14 protein-coding genes are annotated in these 18,928 nt (G+C 45.3%); 6 read left to right on the top strand and 8 right to left on the bottom strand.

The annotated features are described in order from the left end of the window. The first annotated feature begins 21 nt into the window (after window positions 1-21). The 3 genes from glnG (at window position 22) to add (ending at window position 5,213) form a co-directional block, all read left to right on the top strand. The gene (gene glnG, locus DBX26_RS00340; protein ID WP_014230518.1) at window positions 22-1,425 is read left to right on the top strand and encodes a nitrogen regulation protein NR(I); all 1,404 of its coding nucleotides are present in this window, start codon (window positions 22-24) and stop codon (window positions 1,423-1,425) included. Between the two features lie 89 nt (window positions 1,426-1,514). Beyond that, complete coding sequence (locus tag DBX26_RS00335; RefSeq protein ID WP_118117397.1) at window positions 1,515-4,061, top strand: EAL domain-containing protein; 2,547 nt, start codon at window positions 1,515-1,517, stop codon at window positions 4,059-4,061. Between the two features lie 147 nt (window positions 4,062-4,208). Beyond that, window positions 4,209-5,213: an adenosine deaminase gene (gene add / locus DBX26_RS00330; RefSeq protein WP_014230516.1), complete on the top strand. Its 1,005-nt coding sequence runs from the start codon at window positions 4,209-4,211 to the stop codon at window positions 5,211-5,213. A 67-nt stretch (window positions 5,214-5,280) separates the two neighbouring features. Here add and hemN read toward each other — a convergent pair whose 3' ends face one another. The 5 genes from hemN to DBX26_RS00300 form a co-directional block, all read right to left on the bottom strand. Next, window positions 5,281-6,672: an oxygen-independent coproporphyrinogen III oxidase gene (gene hemN, locus DBX26_RS00325; protein WP_065299005.1), complete on the bottom strand. Its 1,392-nt coding sequence runs from the start codon at window positions 6,670-6,672 to the stop codon at window positions 5,281-5,283. Window positions 6,673-6,890: 218 nt separating this feature from the next. Next, the gene (locus tag DBX26_RS00320) at window positions 6,891-7,379 is read right to left on the bottom strand and encodes a DUF2489 domain-containing protein (protein ID WP_065299004.1); all 489 of its coding nucleotides are present in this window, start codon (window positions 7,377-7,379) and stop codon (window positions 6,891-6,893) included. Window positions 7,380-7,386: 7 nt separating this feature from the next. Continuing rightward, entirely contained in the window at window positions 7,387-7,929 is a 543-nt protein-coding gene (gene yihI / locus DBX26_RS00315) for a Der GTPase-activating protein YihI (protein ID WP_118117395.1), read from the bottom strand. Further along, a complete protein-coding gene (locus DBX26_RS00310) occupies window positions 7,929-8,567 on the bottom strand; it encodes a class I SAM-dependent methyltransferase (protein ID WP_014230512.1) in 639 nt (212 codons plus the stop codon). The genes yihI and DBX26_RS00310 overlap by 1 nt, the downstream gene beginning before the upstream one ends. 792 nt (window positions 8,568-9,359) lie before the next feature. Further along, entirely contained in the window at window positions 9,360-9,977 is a 618-nt protein-coding gene (locus DBX26_RS00300) for a cytochrome c (RefSeq protein ID WP_014230511.1), read from the bottom strand. A 159-nt stretch (window positions 9,978-10,136) separates the two neighbouring features. Between DBX26_RS00300 and yihA the strand changes: the two genes are divergently transcribed. Continuing rightward, window positions 10,137-10,796, top strand: coding sequence for a ribosome biogenesis GTP-binding protein YihA/YsxC (gene yihA / locus DBX26_RS00295; RefSeq protein WP_014230510.1), 660 nt, complete (start codon window positions 10,137-10,139; stop codon window positions 10,794-10,796). A 756-nt stretch (window positions 10,797-11,552) separates the two neighbouring features. Here the strand turns inward: yihA and polA are convergent. From polA to hemB, 3 genes are all read right to left on the bottom strand, one after another. After that, on the bottom strand, window positions 11,553-14,345 hold the full coding sequence (polA, locus tag DBX26_RS00290) for a DNA polymerase I (protein WP_020336286.1): 2,793 nt from the start codon (window positions 14,343-14,345) through the stop codon (window positions 11,553-11,555). Window positions 14,346-14,974: 629 nt separating this feature from the next. Beyond that, window positions 14,975-15,409: a GNAT family N-acetyltransferase gene (locus DBX26_RS00280; RefSeq protein WP_065296111.1), complete on the bottom strand. Its 435-nt coding sequence runs from the start codon at window positions 15,407-15,409 to the stop codon at window positions 14,975-14,977. Between the two features lie 140 nt (window positions 15,410-15,549). After that, window positions 15,550-16,611 carry a porphobilinogen synthase gene (gene hemB / locus DBX26_RS00275; protein WP_031779279.1) on the bottom strand — a complete coding sequence of 354 codons (1,062 nt, stop codon included), beginning with the start codon at window positions 16,609-16,611 and terminating at the stop codon, window positions 15,550-15,552. Between the two features lie 184 nt (window positions 16,612-16,795). On the opposite strand from hemB, the gene DBX26_RS00265 reads away from it, so the two are divergent. Beyond that, the gene (locus DBX26_RS00265; RefSeq protein ID WP_065299002.1) at window positions 16,796-17,569 is read left to right on the top strand and encodes a TatD family hydrolase; all 774 of its coding nucleotides are present in this window, start codon (window positions 16,796-16,798) and stop codon (window positions 17,567-17,569) included. 94 nt (window positions 17,570-17,663) lie between these two features. After that, window positions 17,664-18,866 (top strand): sodium:proton antiporter, encoded by a 1,203-nt coding sequence (locus DBX26_RS00260; RefSeq protein ID WP_118117393.1) that lies wholly within the window; start codon window positions 17,664-17,666, stop codon window positions 18,864-18,866. The last annotated feature ends 62 nt before the right edge of the window (window positions 18,867-18,928 follow it).

Genomic DNA, 18,928 nt, shown 5'->3' with positions numbered 1-18,928 from the left:
TTTTGCTGCAAGGACTAGTAGATGAGTAAAGGATATGTTTGGGTCGTTGATGACGACAGTTCAATTCGCTGGGTGATGGAAAAAACCCTTTCTTCAGCCAATATTAAGTGCGAAACCTACGCTGATGGGGAAAGCGTATTAATGGCACTAGAACGCGAAGTTCCTGACGTTCTGGTTTCAGATATACGTATGCCGGGCATCGATGGCCTTGAGCTTCTCAAACAAGTTCAGCGCGACTACCCGGACTTGCCCGTCATCATTATGACCGCTCACTCCGATCTGGACGCGGCAGTTAATGCGTATCAAAAAGGCGCATTTGAATACCTGCCAAAACCGTTTGATATCGATGAAACCCTGACTTTAGTCGAGCGCGCTATCGCTCACAGTCATGAAAATAAACGAGTGCAGATATCACCAGAAGACATCCCTGCCGAAACACCAGAAATCATCGGTGAAGCACCGGCGATGCAGGAAGTGTTTCGCGCGATTGGCCGCCTTTCCCGCTCTTCAATTTCAGTGCTGATCAATGGTGAGTCTGGTACCGGTAAGGAGCTTGTGGCTCACGCGCTGCATCGACATAGCCCTCGAGCCAGCAAACCTTTCATTGCACTTAACATGGCAGCAATCCCGAAAGACCTGATCGAATCCGAATTGTTTGGCCATGAAAAGGGCGCGTTTACCGGCGCGAACAATGTTCGCCAAGGTCGATTCGAACAAGCGAATGGCGGTACGTTATTTTTGGATGAAATCGGTGATATGCCGCTGGATATCCAGACTCGCTTGCTACGCGTTCTTGCTGATGGTCAGTTCTATCGTGTCGGTGGTCACTCGCCAATCAGTGTCGATGTCCGTATCGTTGCCGCAACTCACCAAAACCTGGAGAGACTGGTACATGAGGGCGACTTCCGTGAGGACTTGTTCCACCGCTTGAACGTTATTCGGGTACAAATTCCAGCACTTCGTGAACGTAAGCAAGACATAGAGAAACTAACTCAGCACTTCTTGCTGCGCGCTGCGGACGAGCTTGGCGTTGAAACTAAAACACTGCATCCTTCTACTGTAGAAATTCTCAACAGATTGGACTGGCCGGGCAACGTGCGTCAGTTGGAGAACATTTGTCGTTGGTTGACCGTTATGGCTAGCGGTAGTGAAGTATTACCCAATGACCTGCCTTCAGAACTGCTGCAAGAAAAGAAAACTATCTCAGACTCTACACAAGGCAGCTGGCAAGAACAATTGGCGGACTGGGCACGTCAATCATTAGCAGCAGGCGATAAAGAACTGCTTTCTTACGCATTACCAGAATTTGAACGCATTTTATTGGAAGCCGCGTTAGAACACACTAAAGGTCACAAGCAAGATGCCGCTAAAGTACTAGGCTGGGGACGTAATACGCTCACCAGAAAATTAAAGGAGTTGTACTGACACTTTGATTAATAATACAGCATAGCTGTCATCTAGTATTAATAAACGTATCAGTACAATATGGCGCACCACCCTTTTGTGATTAGACAATGTCTACTGCTACGACTCAAATTACACTACGTACCGCTGTACTCATCCCATTTGTGATGATTTTCTTATTGGCTATCAGTGTAATGGTCTACGTCCAGAAGCAGAACTACGAAACGGTGGTGACCGATATCAGTGATAAGCAACTGTCGGTTTTGACCGAGAGTGTCCACGAGCATCTTAACTGTTTTCTAAATGAGCCTCTAGCTGCCGTGACAACACTCGCCCATAGTGTGAATCATCACAACCTCTTCCACCCTATCGATTCCCATGAGATCCAAACCTACTTACTGAGCACGTTTGAGACCCTTTCTGAATCTATCCCACAGCTGGATGTGATAGCCTTTGGCTCTGAAAGTGGCGACTTTACCGGTTTTCGTCTGGAGCCTTCTGGCAACTACACTTTAATGCTTCAAAGCCAACAAACCGGTGGTGATCTGGTAATCTACGAAACCAGTCTGGTCAGTGACGATATTCGTTCAGTCATTACTTCTTATGACCCGCGCAACCGCCCTTGGTACCAACCCGTAGCCACAAACCAAAGACCAATGTGGTCAGAAATTTATAGTAACTCCGATGAACGCCAAGAGATTACTTTGTCAGCGATGGCACCGGTGTATCTTAAACAAGAGTTAGCGGGAGTATTGGTCGCCGATGTCCGGCTGAATACCTTTAACAAGTTTCTACGCGAAGTAGCACAAAAGACAAAAGCCTCTGTATTTATCCTGGATCAGGAGCATCGCTTGGTCGCACACTCCGAATCCGGCAGTGTCATATCATGGGGCACACGCTTCTCCGATAAAGGACAGCGTTTATTGGCCTCTGAGAGCACCAATCCAATCATTCAATCCAGCGCCACTCGGGTCCGCTCATTCGATCTTTCCCACACCACGCAAACTTTTACCTTTGTCTTTGACCACAACGGACAACGTATCTTCAGCCGACTCACACCCTATGAAGACCCCAACGGGATTAAATGGTTTATCGGTACCTCTATCTCTGAGGCAGAATTGCTCGGAGTGTTGCCAGACAGTCAGGAAAAAAGCTGGCTTGTGGGCATCATTGTCAGCTTAATAGGCATTGCGATCTGCTGGGTCATTTTCAATCGCATCACAAAGCCAATTAATACCACTGCAGCTGCTGCACTCCAGTTGGCTAAAGGCGATTGGAACAGCAGCCTGCCCAAGCCGGGCTATGTGTATGAGACCACGGTGCTTGTTCAGGCATTTAATGAAATGACCGCAAATTTAAAAGCATCATTTACCGCCTTACGAGAGCAGTTGGTTTATGACTCACTTACACGTTTATACAGCCGCCAAGGGTTAGTAGAAATGTGTACTCAGCAACGCTGCCAGTGCCACGGAACGCTATTTTTGCTCGGCATCAACCGATTTAGGGACATAAATGACAGTGTCGGCCACCACAATGGCGATCAACTACTGATAGACATAGCGGAAAGGCTGAAACAACAATTTCAAGATGATACTTTGCTGGCCAGGATCGGTGGAGACGAGTTCGCCATTTTTGTATCCAATGTACACAACAGCAATGACGTTCGGCTCATAGAGCGTCGTTTACAGCAGCTCTTTGCGACTCCATTCATCACGCAAGAAGAAGCCGTCATTATGAAAATCTCGCTTGGTATTGTGCAAAGCAAGCAAGGCGAAGATATGTCTTTATGGTTGCGTAATGCCAGCATTGCACTGAGTTACGCCAAACAAGATTCTCTCTCAAATGTCTGCCATTACAGTCCTGAACTCGCCAGCGCTTCTAAATTCCGCACTCAGATGCTGACTAAGATTCAAACCGGAGTGGAAAACCGAGAGTTCATTCCGCATTATCAGCCGATTATCGACTTGGCAACTGGCAATACCTGTGGTGCCGAAGCTCTGGCGCGCTGGCAGAGTGAGTCAGGCATGATTTCACCGTTGGATTTTATTCCCATCGCAGAAGAGAGCGGGATGATCAAAGCGATTGGTCAACAGATTCTGTTACAAGCCTGTCGCGATACCTACAACGCCATTGAAAATAAGCAGTGGCCATCAGACTTCCAACTGCATGTAAATATCTCGGTTAACCAAATTTCCTGTCCGGACTTTGTCGATAGTGTCACGCGCGTGCTGACAATAACTAAACTCCCAGCCAGTAACCTGACTCTGGAGATCACTGAATCACGCATCATTGATAGCGGGCCGACAACACTAGACAACATGACAAAACTCCGCGATATGAGCATAGGCATCGCGATAGATGATTTCGGTACAGGCTACTCGTCTCTGGGCTATCTGCATACCCTACCCTTTACATGTCTGAAAATCGATCGCACGTTCGTCAACCAATTGAGCCAAGAGAATCTAGAGCGATCTGTAGTTGCAGCCGTGCTTAACATAACGGCTGGACTTAAAACCAGCGTTGTAGCTGAAGGGGTAGAAAACGCCTCTCAAGCCCAACTGCTTCGTTCAATAGGCTGCCATCAGGTTCAGGGATTTTATTACAGCCGCCCTATGCCACTGGAAGAATGGCCAACACATTTAGTTAACATGGAGTAGAAAAGAGCGAGAATCGTTGAATTCCTGGTCACGCTCTACTGACAATCAACCAAACTGTTAATTATACTTAATTGCAAATCTTCCCAATGTATTGTCACAGATGATGTTTGGGCCTTGTTCCAGTTCATAACTATCCGGATCAACACAATGATAACTAAGAACCTTCCTCTTACTGATTTGCACCGCCACCTTGACGGCAACATCCGTACCCAGACCATCCTAGATCTTGGCCAAAAATTTGGGATGACACTGCCTGCGTACGACGTTGAATCTCTTACGCCACACGTTCAGATTGTCGAAGCAGAACCTTCTCTCGTTGCTTTCCTCTCAAAGCTTGATTGGGGCGTAGCGGTACTGGGTGATCTAGACGCATGTCGTCGTGTTGCGTACGAAAACGTGGAAGATGCGCTGAACGCTCAAATTGATTACGCGGAATTGCGTTTCTCGCCTTACTACATGGCAATGAAGCACAACCTGCCAGTAGCCGGTGTCGTTGAAGCGGTCGTCGATGGTGTTCAGGCAGGTATGCGTGATTTCGGTGTCAAAGCTAATCTGATTGGCATCATGAGCCGTACATTCGGTATCGATGCTTGCCAACAGGAATTAGACGGTATCCTTAGTCAGAAAGACCACATTGTGGCAGTTGACCTTGCAGGTGACGAACTAGGTCAACCGGGTGATCGTTTTGTTTCTCACTTTAAACAAGTGCGAGACGCAGGTCTTCACGTGACTGTTCACGCTGGCGAGGCTGCTGGTGCAGAAAGTATGTGGCAAGCAATCAACACATTAGGTGCAACGCGTATCGGTCACGGTGTGAAAGCGATTGAAGATCCAAAATTGATGGATTACCTAGCAGAAAACCGCATTGGTATTGAATCTTGCCTGACATCGAACATTCAGACCAGCACCGTTGCTTCTCTTGCGAATCACCCGCTAAAACAGTTCCTTGAACATGGTGTTCTTGCGTGTCTAAACACCGACGACCCAGCGGTTGAAGGTATTGAACTGCCTTACGAATACGAAGTCGCAGCACCAGCTGCAGGCTTATCTCAAGAGCAAATTCGTCAAGCGCAAATCAATGGCCTTGAGTTGGCATTCTTGTCAGACGCAGAAAAAGCAGAGCTGAAAGAAAAAGTTAAACATCGCGTTTAATTCCGCGAAAAATCATAAAAAATGCCAGCATTTGCTGGCATTTTTTGTATTCGGAATCTCTCGAATTCTAAATCACTCGAGAGAACTGCTGCTGACGAGCCTTCGCACGGAGGTACTTATCGAAACTCATACAGATGTTACGGATAAGCAGACGACCACGTAAAGTGACACGAATTTCGTTGTCATCCACTTCGACCAGCTCATCATTAATGAAGGTTTGTAACAGCTCCAAGTCTTCTTTGAAGTACTGATTAAACTTAACCTTAAACTCCGACTCAATGGCTTTTTTATCCAGTTTAAAGTTACAGATCAGTTGCTTAATCACTTCGCGGCGTAGTAAGTCATCCGCATCCAGCGAGACGCCTTTCCAAAGCGCATGACGCAGGTCATTCACCTGAGCGTAGTATTTCTTCAACTCTTTTTGGTTCTGCGCATAAGCGTCACCGATCATCGAGATAGCCGAAACGCCAAAGCCGACTAAGTCACACTCACCTTGTGTGGTATAACCCTGGAAGTTGCGATGCAGCACACCTTCTCGCTGGGCAACCGCAAGTTCATCATCGGGCTTAGCAAAGTGATCCATACCGATAAACTGGTAACCCGCGTCGGTTAACGTTGCGATGGTATCTTGCAAAATAGCCATCTTTTCTTCGGCTTGTGGCAGGTCTTCATCTTTAATCTTACGCTGAGCGGCAAACAGCTGCGGCATGTGGGCGTAGTTAAATACCGAGAGACGACCCGGCGACATTTCAAGCACTTGCTCCAGTGTCTTAGCAAAAGACTCTTTGGTCTGCTTCGGTAAGCCGTAGATTAAATCCAGGTTTGTCGAGCGGAAGCCCAAGTCTTTCGCTCGTGCCACCATATCAAAAATGAACGTTTCATCTTGCTCACGATTGACCAGTTTCTGAACTTCTTTGTTAAAGTCCTGAACGCCGATACTTAAGCGGTTAAAGCCTTCGCTGCGCAGGTGATCCAGCATAGTGAGCTCAATTTCTCGCGGGTCAACTTCAATGCTGATTTCGGCATCATCACTGAAGAAAAATTCCTGGCGAAGCAGATTCATCACACGTGTGATCTGTTTTTCAGATAGGAACGTTGGTGTACCACCACCAAAATGCAGTTGCGTTACGGTTCTGCCCACCAGTAAAGAGGCACGTTGACGAATTTCGTGCTCTAGAACATCGAGGTACTCATCGGCTTTATGCGAGTGACGAGTAATCACCTTATTACAACCACAGTAGTAACAAAGCTTGTGACAGAACGGAATATGGACGTATAACGATAACGGCCGATCAGGGTACTGAGCACATGCCATATCATAATCAGAGATAGTAAATGCTTCATGAAACTCCAATGCTGTCGGGTACGACGTATAGCGAGGACCGGAATAGTTGTACTTATCCAATACTGCTTGATCCCAAACGATTTGTTGTTTCGATTCAGTGTGTTGATTCGACATGGTGGTACTTTCCGTTAAATGTTAGGGCAACGAAAGCCGTCACCCAATATTCAGAGCTGCTTATTTTGCCACACGACAAAGATAACCGCGGTAATACCTTTTGGCTTTTTAATTATAAAACCAAAGAAGTGCTAGCGTGATCACGATAACCCCAGCTGCCACAAGAGCATAACTGGGGTGAAATTACTGACTCAAGCAATCAAGTAACGTTCTGGTGACTAGATCATCTGAATATTAATTTGATTATTCAGTGGCTGGACGTTTTTCTTCAACAATTCGAGCTCTTTAACGATCGACTCGGTTAAGCGACTTTCCGCTTTCTGACGAGTCAGATTCTGCTGCATACGCTCTTTTTTGGCTAGTTGCTGGCGATCTTCACCGCGCGCCATATCTTTCACAATATGGTAAAGCTCAGAAATTGCAGGATACGTTTTGTCGAAATCAATGCGGTCTTCACCCTGAACATAATCCATGATGCAGTAGACACGAATACTAATTTCCGACAAATCGCACTGGCCTTGAATGCCTGCCTGACACAAGGTATGCACGTTCTCAAAAATGTTGGCGTTACGTTTATCAATCGCCAGTTTTTGATGCTTCAGCTGCAATTCCTTTTGCTTTTTCAATTTAAGCAGAAGGTAACCTGCATAAGAAGCCAGAGCGATAATGATCACCGCCCCTGCAATTGCTAATAAGGTTACGTTCATCGCTTAATTATCCTTTGTAGTCGTCAAAGTTGATATCATCAAAATCCGCAAGAAGATCATCGTCATTACGAGAACCTTTCGCAGCAGGAGCAGTAAAGTCCTCTTCTTCTTCAGGTTCTAACAGACCAAGTTGGTCCATCAACTTCTCGATGCGATCCAGCTTCTCGTCTACGTATTTTTGTAGACCAGTACCCAGATTCTCACCTGCTTCGATACGATCCAACAACACATTCAATTGTGCATCGTTTTCCAGCATCTCCAGCTCTTGTTCCGCAGACATACGACGTTCTTGCTTGGTCATCTTCTTCGCTGGCTCAACAATCAGAGGGATCTTCTTCTTGCTGCCTAAACGTGGGTCACGATTTTGTGCAGCGGCGCGTTGCTTCTGCTCATTCGCGTCTGAATTACGGTTACCCGTTTTCAAACCTTTGCGCTTTTTCGCACGCTTACGTAAACGGCCTTCCACGTCTGATTCAGTACGGTTACGAGTGACAATAATATCAGGTGCGCCTGCGGCACCCGGCTTTCTAGATTTTTTACTACGGCTCATTACTGGGTCTTCCTCAGTAAAATTACATCATTACCAATAAATTCAAGTTCGAGCTTATCCCGCTCAGCTAGGAACTGGAACGTCTCACGGCTAAAAAACACCACATGCGTTGGGTCGTTCTTATAATGCCACGATTTGAAAGCCTCTGCGTCGATGACCATTTTTGTCATCAGGCCAATCCAGCCCCCTGGCTTAACTAAATTCAACCATTGCTTCCACACCATATCTGGGTGGTAGAGGTGTTCAATCACCTCTGTTGCTGTCATGAAGTCATACTGCTTTTCTAGCACCGATGTATCAGGGTGGTAATAAAGGTCATATAACGCCATGCTGTGGCCCGTTTCTTCTAACATCAGAGAAAGTGTCGGGCCCGGACCACAACCAAAGTCGATTCCGTTCGATTGTGGAGAAATTCGCTCTGTCATTGGATCAGCTATTCGCGACAAAAAGCGTCTGTATCCCATATCTTCGGGATTGTTCTCATGCAAATCATAGTGAGCTTTTTCGGTATCTGCATCCAAACGTTGGTCTGGATTTACAAACACCAAACGGCACTGTTCACATTGAAGATACTCGCGACGCTTATCTTCAAAATAATGGTGAGTGTGCTGATTGTGGCATAAAGGACAGGTATGCATGCTGACTTCCTCAAACAGGGATGCGAAACATACCAGAAACTGAACTCAGATTGGAGTGTTACTGAGCATTTTTTCAGCAGTTTTTACTAAAAAACTCTGATTCTGATGCGACATCATCTCCTGAGAGAATTTCGACGTCGAATTTATTGTGAAAGAAATAAAAAAAGCGGCAGTTAAACTGCCGCTTCCTAATGCCATCTTATGTGGCGAAACTGTGTTGCACGCATTGAGTGCACCAATAATCCTTTTGTTTTTCGAGCTTTCCTTGCCAAAAAGTGTTGTTTTTCATCTTCCTGATGAATTTTGGCTATCCATTAACTTCCTGTCTTCTGGGCGACTTCCTGTGCCTGATCCTTTTCACTGTCTTAACCGTCAGACGAGATGACCATCCTTATCCGGCAGGCTCCCTGCCTACCCAAGTCCTTTTGCAACAACCAAGCATCCCTAGCTTGAATCCCTGAGACCGAAACCTTGGTCTAAACTTCCCTTTGTTCACCCCCCTGTGAACAGCTTCTACTTTACGCCGATCGAACCTTGCGACAAGCCGAGCACAGAAAAAAACTACAGCATTTTTCCTGCTACCGACAAAATGTATTAATAATCATAACGTTAGGGTTAACCAAAGAGAAAAAGGCAACAACAAGTATGGCAAATGTCTTACAAGCTACCGAGCTAGATATCTATTTAGCTGCTTACCTCTGGTGTGAGCTAAGTCACCAACAAAAATGCCCCGACGAATTCGCCGGGGCATTTTTGAATAACATTGCTCGAACTATGTAGGGTTATCAGTTATCAGTGCAGACCGCCAACATATTGCGACAGAACTTCAATATCTTCATCTGTCATCTTCTTCGCGATATCGCGCATCATGGCATTCATATCGTTACCACGGCTACCATCACGGAATTTAGTAAGCTGAGCTTTGATGTAGTCAGCATGCTGACCAGAAATTTTAGGGAAACCTGAAAGCTCAGTACCGTTACCACGAGCACCGTGACATGCAATACATGCCGTTAGACCACGCTCAGCATCACCAGCGGTGTAGAGCACTTTGCCTTTCTCAACAACGTTTTCAGGTGTTGAGTTCTCTGACGTTGGCAGAGACGCAAAGTATGCGGATAGATCTGCGATGTCTTCATCACTTAGCGGCATTGCCATACCACTCATGACTGGATCGTAACGACCTTGCTTACCACCGCTTGTCATACCTAACTTAAGATCTTGCAACTGTTTTTCAAGATACTTAGCGTGTTGACCAGCGAGTTTAGGGTACATTGCGATTGCACTGTTGCCATCTGCACCATGACAGGCGACACAGGTTTGTGATTTTGCTTTACCAGCCTCAATACTACCTTGGGCCCATACTGAGCAGCTGGCTAAAACACTCAAAATTAGCGCTAATTTCTTCATGACATTCCATTATAATTATCAAGCTTCCAGTACCACGGAATGTGAACATACCGTGTACACTCATGGTACAATAGGCGACCTCATGCCGAGCACGGTTATTTTACACAATTTCACAAAAAAGTAATCAATCGACTACACAAAGTCGAGATGGAGTTAACAGTGAGCGTAAAAATTCATTACCAAAATACGCATTTCATCACCAGCGCACCCGATATTCGCCACTTGCCGGAGGACGAAGGTGTAGAGATTGCGTTTGCAGGACGCTCAAACGCTGGTAAATCGAGTGCACTCAACCGTCTGACTAACCAAAAAAGCTTAGCCAAGACATCAAAGACACCTGGTCGTACCCAGTTGATCAACCTTTTCAAGGTAGAAGAAGGTTGTCATATCGTCGATCTACCGGGATACGGCTTTGCTCAAGTCCCAGTTGAGATGAAGAACAAATGGCAGAAATCTTTGGGCGAATACCTTCAGAAACGCGAGTGTCTAAAAGGCTTAGTGGTTCTGATGGACATCCGTCACCCAATGAAAGATCTCGACCAGCAAATGATTTTCTGGGCTATCGACAGCCGTATTCCAGTGCAAGTGCTGCTGACCAAAGCAGACAAACTGAAAAGCGGTGCCCGTAAACAGACGCTACTGAAAATTCGTAAGCAAGTTGAAACTTTCGGTGGTGATGTAGACGTGGACGTATTTTCGTCTCTGAAAGGTTTAGGTGTTGATCAGCTGCGTGCCAAACTGGACACCTGGTTTGCGCCTGCACTGGCACATCTGATTGAAGAAGACGAATTAGAAACGCCAGAGAGCAATGAAGAATAATTAACAATTCTTGTTAAATTTTTGCGATAGCCCTGCCAACCCGTTGGTGGGGCTTTTGTTTATCTAACGAATAAGAAAGGAAATGACAGAAATAAAAATCCCCACCTTCCTGGCAGGGATAACGGGAGAGAAAACTTGGTAGTTGTTATTATGCTGTAAAGCATTACTGAACTATCAAATGATTTCAATAGCATAAAAAGCCTTCAAATTTCCCCACTATAGTCTCCCTGCCATATTCAATCACGATAAAAATGATAAAATTCAAAAACTTAAAATAAATACAACTGTGATTATTAACGACTTAGTTTCTGTGGAGAAAAAATCAGAATGTGACTGGCGTAAATTTACAGGAAGTAGAGAACGGCTAAATGCAGAAAAAAGTGAGGTTTTGTAAGGAGTTAAAGAAAGGGGAAGGTTGATGAAAAGCCCAAAAACTATAAGCAATTGTTCTTTAAAATATTTTTCTTTGGCCCAATAAAAAACGCCCCAGTCAAAAACTGACTGGGGCGGCTGAATCAGCCTAATCCAATAACGTGAAACAAAAGGTCTGAAAGATAGAACATCTTACCTCTGTACCCTACGAGTATTAATGTACAACAATTGGTCAGAATTGCAAAGAATTTTTGTAGTTTTTTTTCATTAAAGTTTTATTAAATGACAGCAAACCTAAGACTGCCATGTCTTTTTTAATCGTAAAAAAAAGCCAGCGTTTGTGCGCTGGCTCATAATAAATTAGACAAATCGATTTAAAAATGACTAGTGAGCCTGATCCCAGTTGTCACCATGACCAGCTTCAGCAACAAGAGGCACTTTCAGCTCTGCTGCAGATTCCATCAATTTCTGTACTTTACTTTCAATTTCGGACAATGATGACTCTTCAACCTCAAATACCAGTTCATCGTGTACTTGCATCAAAAGTTTCACTCGACCGTCACCTTCAGCCTGAATCCATTGGTCAACAAGTAACATCGCTTTCTTGATGATGTCTGCCGCTGTACCTTGCATTGGAGCATTGATCGCCGCACGTTCTGCTGCTTTACGACGCATCCCGTTACGAGATTTAATCTCTGGTAGGTGTAAACGACGACCAAAGATGGTTTCAACATAACCTTGATCGGCTGCAGCACTGCGCGTGTCTTCCATATACTGCATCACACCAGGGTAACGCTCGAAGTACTTATCCATGTAGGTTTGTGCTTCTCCACGTGGGATACCTAACTGTTTCGCTAAGCCGAAGGCACTCATACCATAGATAAGACCGAAGTTAACCGCTTTCGCTCGGCGACGCTGTTCACTAGAGACTTGATCAATACCCACGCCCATGATTTCAGCGGCAGTGGCTGCGTGAATGTCTTTACCATCGCGGAATGCATCAAGCAGAGCCTGGTCGCCAGAAAGGTGAGCCATAATGCGCAGTTCGATTTGTGAATAGTCGACCGCCAGGATTTTGTAACCCGTAGGTGCAACAAATGCCTGGCGAATGCGGCGTCCCTCTTCATTACGAATTGGGATATTTTGCAGGTTTGGATCGGTTGATGACAAACGACCAGTCGCCGTTACCGCTTGATGGTAAGAGGTATGTACGCGTCCTGTGGTTGGATTAATCATCTTCGGCAGCTTATCGGTGTAAGTCGATTTAAGCTTTGCCAGACCACGGTATTCAAGAATCAGTTTTGGTAATGGGTAGTCTAGAGCCAATTCTTGCAGGACTTCTTCGTTGGTCGAAGGCGTGCCAGATGGTGTCTTTTTCACTACCGGTAAACCCATTTTCTCAAACAGGATAGCTTGTAACTGCTTTGGTGAGTTCATGTTGAACTCTTGCTCTGCAATTTCGTAAGCTTTTTTCTCAAGCTCTTCAAGGCGAGCGGCGATTTCTACCGACTGAGCGCTCAGCTTCATGTCATCAATCAATACCCCAGTGCGCTCGATACGAGAAAGCACAGGAACAAGCGGCATTTCGATATCTTCGTACACCGATTTCAGCTTTTCGTCTTGTTCAATATTGGCAAACAGACGATTGTGCAGACGAAGAGTGACATCTGCATCTTCTGCTGCGTATGGGGACGCTTGATCGAGTTCAATTTGATTAAAAGTAAGCTGCTTTTTACCTTTACCTGCAACTTGCTCAAAGGAGATGCAGCTATGCTGAAGGAAACGTAGCGCTAAGCTGTCCATATCATGTTTGCCGCCTACGCTGTTGTATACGTAAGAAGCCAGCATGGTATCGTGCTTAATACCTTTCATCTCAATGCCGTAGCGAGCTAAAACAGATGCATCATATTTCAGGTTCTGGCCGACTTTCGCTTGCGACTCATCTTCTAAGATAGGTTTTAACTGCTCTAACACCCAGTCGCGGTCTAGCTGCTGCGGTGCATCAAGGTAGTCATGAGCAACAGGGACATAAGCTGCGATGCCTTCGTCTACCGCAAACGAGAGACCAACCAGATTCGCTACCATGTAGTCGAGGCTGTCCGTTTCCGTATCGAAAGCAAACAATTCAGAGGCTTTTAGTTTTTCTAACCAAGCATTAAAAGACGCTTCGTCTAAAATGGTTTCGTACTGACTGCGATCAATCGTCACTGCTGACGTTTCCATCTCAGCATGAGAAGAAGCTGATGATGCGCGTGCAGACCCAGCCATTTCGACCGCTTCTACAGCGCCTGAGCCGCCTTCTAACAGCTCATTGAGCCAAGACTTAAACGTCAGTTGACCATATAACTTGATCAGCTCGTCTTTGCTTGGTTCTGCTTTGAGCAGTGATTCCGGCGTTTCTTCCAGTTCAACATCGAGCTTAATAGTGGCGAGTTCGTACGACAACATTGCATTTTCTTTGTTGTCGACTAGCTTCTTCGCCATGGTTTTTGAACCACGGAAACCCAGTGGAGCAATATCATCTAAGTTTTCGTAAAGCTTCGTCAGGCCGCCGATACCTTGCAACAACGCAGTTGCAGTTTTATCACCCACGCCCGGTACACCCGGAATGTTGTCGACTTTATCGCCCATTAACGCCAGGTAATCGATGATCAACTCCGGTGGAATACCGAACTTTTCAATCACACCTTCACGATCCATCACAACATTGGTCATGGTGTTGATCAGGGTGATATTGTCATCCACCAACTGCGCCATGTCTTTATCACCAGTACTGATCAATACTGGCATGCCTTTTTGTGATGCCTGATAAGCCAAAGTACCAATGACGTCATCCGCTTCTACGCCAGGAACACAAATTAATGGCAAGCCCATCGCGCGAATCACATTATGTAACGGCTCGATTTGGCAACGAAGATCATCCGGCATTGGCGGACGATTCGCTTTGTATTCTGGATACATATCGTCACGGAAGGTTTTACCCTTCGCGTCAAAAACCACTGCAATACGATCAGACGCAAACTGACGCATCATACTGCGTAGCATGTTTACGACACCGTAGACGGCATTAGTTGGTATTTCACCATTACTCATTGTGCCTGGGTAGGCGTGAAAAGCGCGATATAGATAAGAAGAACCGTCGATAAGAATCAGCGGATTTTCAGGAATACTTGCCATAATTGTCTGTATCCAAGTCAGTACTTAATAGATCTGCTTAGGATGCCATGACTACTGATCCGAATCTATCTTGTTCGCTCGATCCAGATCGCGTAAATATTTCGAGCTGATACACTAAAACTCAACCCCTCCTGTGGATAACTCTGTTTATATTATTTATCCACTGGTTATACAAGATTATAAAACAAAGAAAATAACCAAGTTAAGTTACTAATAATATTAAATAATTTTATTTTAAGATGAAAAGATCAACGATCTGAAAATGATCATCAAATGTGGAAAAGTTATGAATCGTGGCGTCAAATGAAATCGTAGAAAAGAAAAAAGCGACCCAATTGGGTCGCCTAGCAGAAGTGGTAAAGCAATTTTTTATCAAGCTGCTTAACCAAGAAGCTATAAATTACACTGGAAGCAATGTGAGCAATGTCGTGTCAAAAAGAGTTCGTGCAAGTTCTTGGAAACTGTTTCATCACCTTCTCAACACCAGTTAATCAACTTCTGTTAATCAACAACTATTAATAAGTAAATCAACGTCCTTGTGAACCATTCCTCATTCCCTAAGACAGGATTAATAATAATGATTCTCATTTAACTGTCAACAATTAAATGAGAAAAAATCTCATTTAATTTCACATTGCTTTAATGAAGTGTACTCTAGATTCGCGAAGATTAACGTTTTCATCAAACTTTTCAATAAGATAACCATTTCGCAATAACAATCTAAGCATAGCTGGGAATTGGTTACGAGACTTCACTTTAAGGGTTTTATAACCTTGCTCAGCCACCCACTCTTCTTGGGCCTCTAACAGCATTTGTGCAACCCCTTCATTACGAGCCTGAGGAGCTACGCCACCAAACCAGCTGTAAAAAGTATCATCATCCAATTCATAACCAATTTTGAAGCCTAAAATCGAACCGTTCTTCTCAGCCACTAGAATTAAGCTGTTTTTATCGCCGAGACGCTGTGCCATAGACTCCATTGTTTCTCCATTGGCAAACTCTTTTACGTGAGTTACCACCTGAAGTGCCTCTTCCAACGTGCCTTCACGAATCAGCATTGTCATTGTTCTCTCCCCAGAAATTTAATACCCAAGCACCTTGGACTGCTGCTATGTAAATAAGCCATATTTGATCCGCCAGAGGTTACTTGGGTATATACAGACGAACAACTATTGTCGGTCTGGTTTTTCTCACTAAGCGATAATTACTCTTCTGTCGCTTCCTGAGACATATTTAGATATTGAGCCGCTTGAGCGTTTTCTTCCGCTAACCACTCCGCCACATCTTTGGCAAAGTAAGTCAGGATGCCATCAGCGCCCGCACGTTTGAAACATAGCAATGATTCCATCACCGTTTCACGCTCTTTTAACCAACCGTTGAGAATCGCCGCTTTATGCATCGAGTACTCACCCGACACTTGGTAAGCAAATGTCGGCACCTGCAACTCAGTCTTTACACGGCGTACCACATCCAGATAAGGCATTCCCGGCTTAACCATTACAGAATCAGCACCTTCATTGATATCCAGCGCGACTTCGTGAATCGCCTCATCAATATTCGCCGGATCCATTTGGTAGTTTTTCTTGTTGCCACCTTTAAGGTTAGACGAAGAACCGACCGCATCACGGAATGGCCCGTAGTAGTTCGAAGCGTATTTCGCAGAGTAAGCCATGATTTGAGTATGAATATGGCCTGCTTCTTCTAGCGCTTCACGGATTTTACCAATACGTCCATCCATCATGTCTGATGGCGCAACAATATCAGCACCCGCTTCTGCGTGAGACAACGCCTGTTTAACCAACACTTCAGTAGTTTCATCATTCATTACATAGCCGTCTTCATCAATGATGCCGTCTTGGCCATGCGTGGTAAATGGATCCAGCGCAACGTCGGTAATAACACCGATTTGAGGGATATGCTCTTTAAGAGAACGCACTGCACGCTGAACTAAACCTTCTGGGTTATAGGCTTCGGTCGCACATAAGCTTTTCGCATCCTGGTTTACGACAGGGAAAAGTGCGATTGCAGGTACACCTAGATTTGCAAGGTATTGCGCTTCTTCTAGCATTAAATCAATAGACAAACGCTCTACACCCGGCATGGACTCTACGCTTTCACGACGATCTTTGCCCATCAAAATGAACATTGGGTAAATCAAATCATTAACAGAAAGTTGGTTCTCAGCCACTAGACGACGGCTAAAGTCATGCTTACGTAAGCGACGCATACGGCGTGCAGGGAATGGACCTTGAATTGATACAGACACCATTTTCTCCTTGTCTGGACGGTTATGATGATCAAATCATCTGGTGGATAAAATCATATCACTCTTGATGCACCTTGCGGGTGACAATCTGGAAAAAGGCGCGGAAAAAAACTGAAAATGACCCCGCCCTCACACTCAAGTATACTTCTCACAAGACCTAAAAAACGAAGCACAGAGACGAACCATGATCGATACCCACGCGCACATATACGCCAGCGAATTTGATAATGACCGCGACGAAGTTGTAAAACGCGCACGAGAACAAGGCATTAATAAGATTTTGCTGCCAAACATCGATCTGGAGTCGATTGAGCCGATGCTGCAAACCGAACAGGCTTATCCTGAAGTATGCCATTCGATGATGGGCCTTCACCCATGCTATGTGGATGATAATGTTGAGCAAACGCTAGAGATTATTCGCGGCTGGTTTGAGAAGCATAACTTCATCGCTGTGGGAGAAATTGGTATCGATCTGTACTGGGATAAAACCTACCGCGCTGAGCAGGAAATGGCATTTATTACCCAACTTAACTGGGCAAAAGAGATGGACTTACCTGTTGTGATCCACACTCGTGATTCCATCGAAGAAACATTAACTCTGCTACGCCAGGAGCAAGATGGCCGCTTGCGTGGCGTATTTCATTGTTTTGGTGGCAGTTTAGAAGAAGCAAAAGCGATTAACGAGTTGGGCTTCCACCTCGGCTTAGGTGGCGTATCAACATTTAAAAATGGTGGGATGGATAAAGTCATTCCTCACCTCGATATGCAGTGGGTCATACTGGAAACTGACTGCCCTTACTTAGCGCCAGTCCCACATCGCGGGAAACGCAACGAGCCAGCCTACACTTCTCTCGTTGCCCAGCGTATTGCTGAACTGAGAGACTTAACCATTGAAGAAGTAGACACAGTGACGACAGCGAATGCCGAATCACTGTTTAATTTACCTTCTACTCAATAAGTTACTCAGCAACAAACTAAAAACTTTGCGATAGCTATTGCTACACTGATACCAAAGTTGTTCAAAAATCAGCATGACGTACAAGGAAGTACTTATGGATTTGGAGCGTATCTATTTTGTTATCAGCATTCTCGCAGGGATTGTGTTCTTATATACCCTGATAGCAAAGCGCATCGAAAATTCCGCAATATCTGGACCGATAGTTTATGTCGCTCTGGGATTGCTGCTAGGTGAATATGGTCTGGGGATAATCGGATTATCAGCAGAAGCCAATGACTTAAGACTGCTAGCCGACCTGACGCTGGCTTTAATTCTTTTCTCAGATGCCGCTCACTCCAATCTCACCGTATTAAAACAAAAAGCGGTTTATCCAGTCCGGATGCTCATGTTTGGACTGCCGGGCGCGATTATCTTGGGAACATTTGTCGCAGTTATTCTGTTTGACGTCTTATCGGTTATAGAAGCTGCCATCCTTGCTACTATGCTCGCGGCAACCGACGCGGCACTGGGCAAAGCCGTCATATCAAACCCGAAGGTACCGACTCCCGTAAGCGAAGGGCTCAATGTAGAGAGTGGACTTAATGATGGTCTGTGCGTCCCAATCCTGTTGCTTCTCATCGCCGTGGAAACCAGTACTACACATGCTGACATCAGTACGCGTCATGCTTTGATGGTGTTTGCTGAAGAGCTGGGTATAGGCACACTGGTTGGATTGTCGCTCGCCTATATTGGCGCCAAGCTACTCTACTGGAGCGCGAAGAAAAAATGGCTCAGTGAAATTTGGGTTCAACTGACAGTGGGCGCTATTGCCCTGACCAGCTTCGGTTTAGCGCAGACTCTACACGGCAGTGGCTACATTGCGGCATTCACAGGTGGGCTTCTGTTTGGTCATCTTGCTTCTCGCCATACTCACAAACTGGTATTGACAACTGAGAGCCTCGCCGAGCTATTAGCCATGCTGACTTGGATTCTTTTTGGGGCGGCTGTTGTGGGGCAAGTTCTCGGGTTTTTCTCCATCAACATGATGGTATACGCCCTCATCAGTTTAACGCTGATTCGAATGATCCCTATCTATCTCTCATTTATCGGCACTTCCGTGCCTGCCCGTCACCGCTGGTTCATGGGCTGGTTTGGTCCGAGAGGTTTAGCGAGTATTGTATTTACCATCATCGTCTTAGATGCGGAGTTACCAGGGGGACGCTTTATTGCGTTAACCGTAGCTTGCACCGTAATACTAAGCCTTGTTTTACATGGCATCACGGCGAGAGCTCTGTCAGAGCGCATTGGAACCGATTAGCATTAACAGAAAAGAAAAAGCGGCTCTATTGAGCCGCTTTTTTACTGATAATTTTACGAACC

The organism is Vibrio sp. dhg (genome assembly GCF_003443775.1).
Classification (GTDB): Bacteria; Pseudomonadota; Gammaproteobacteria; order Enterobacterales; family Vibrionaceae; genus Vibrio; species Vibrio natriegens.
This window is presented reverse-complemented; position numbering and strand designations above follow the sequence as displayed.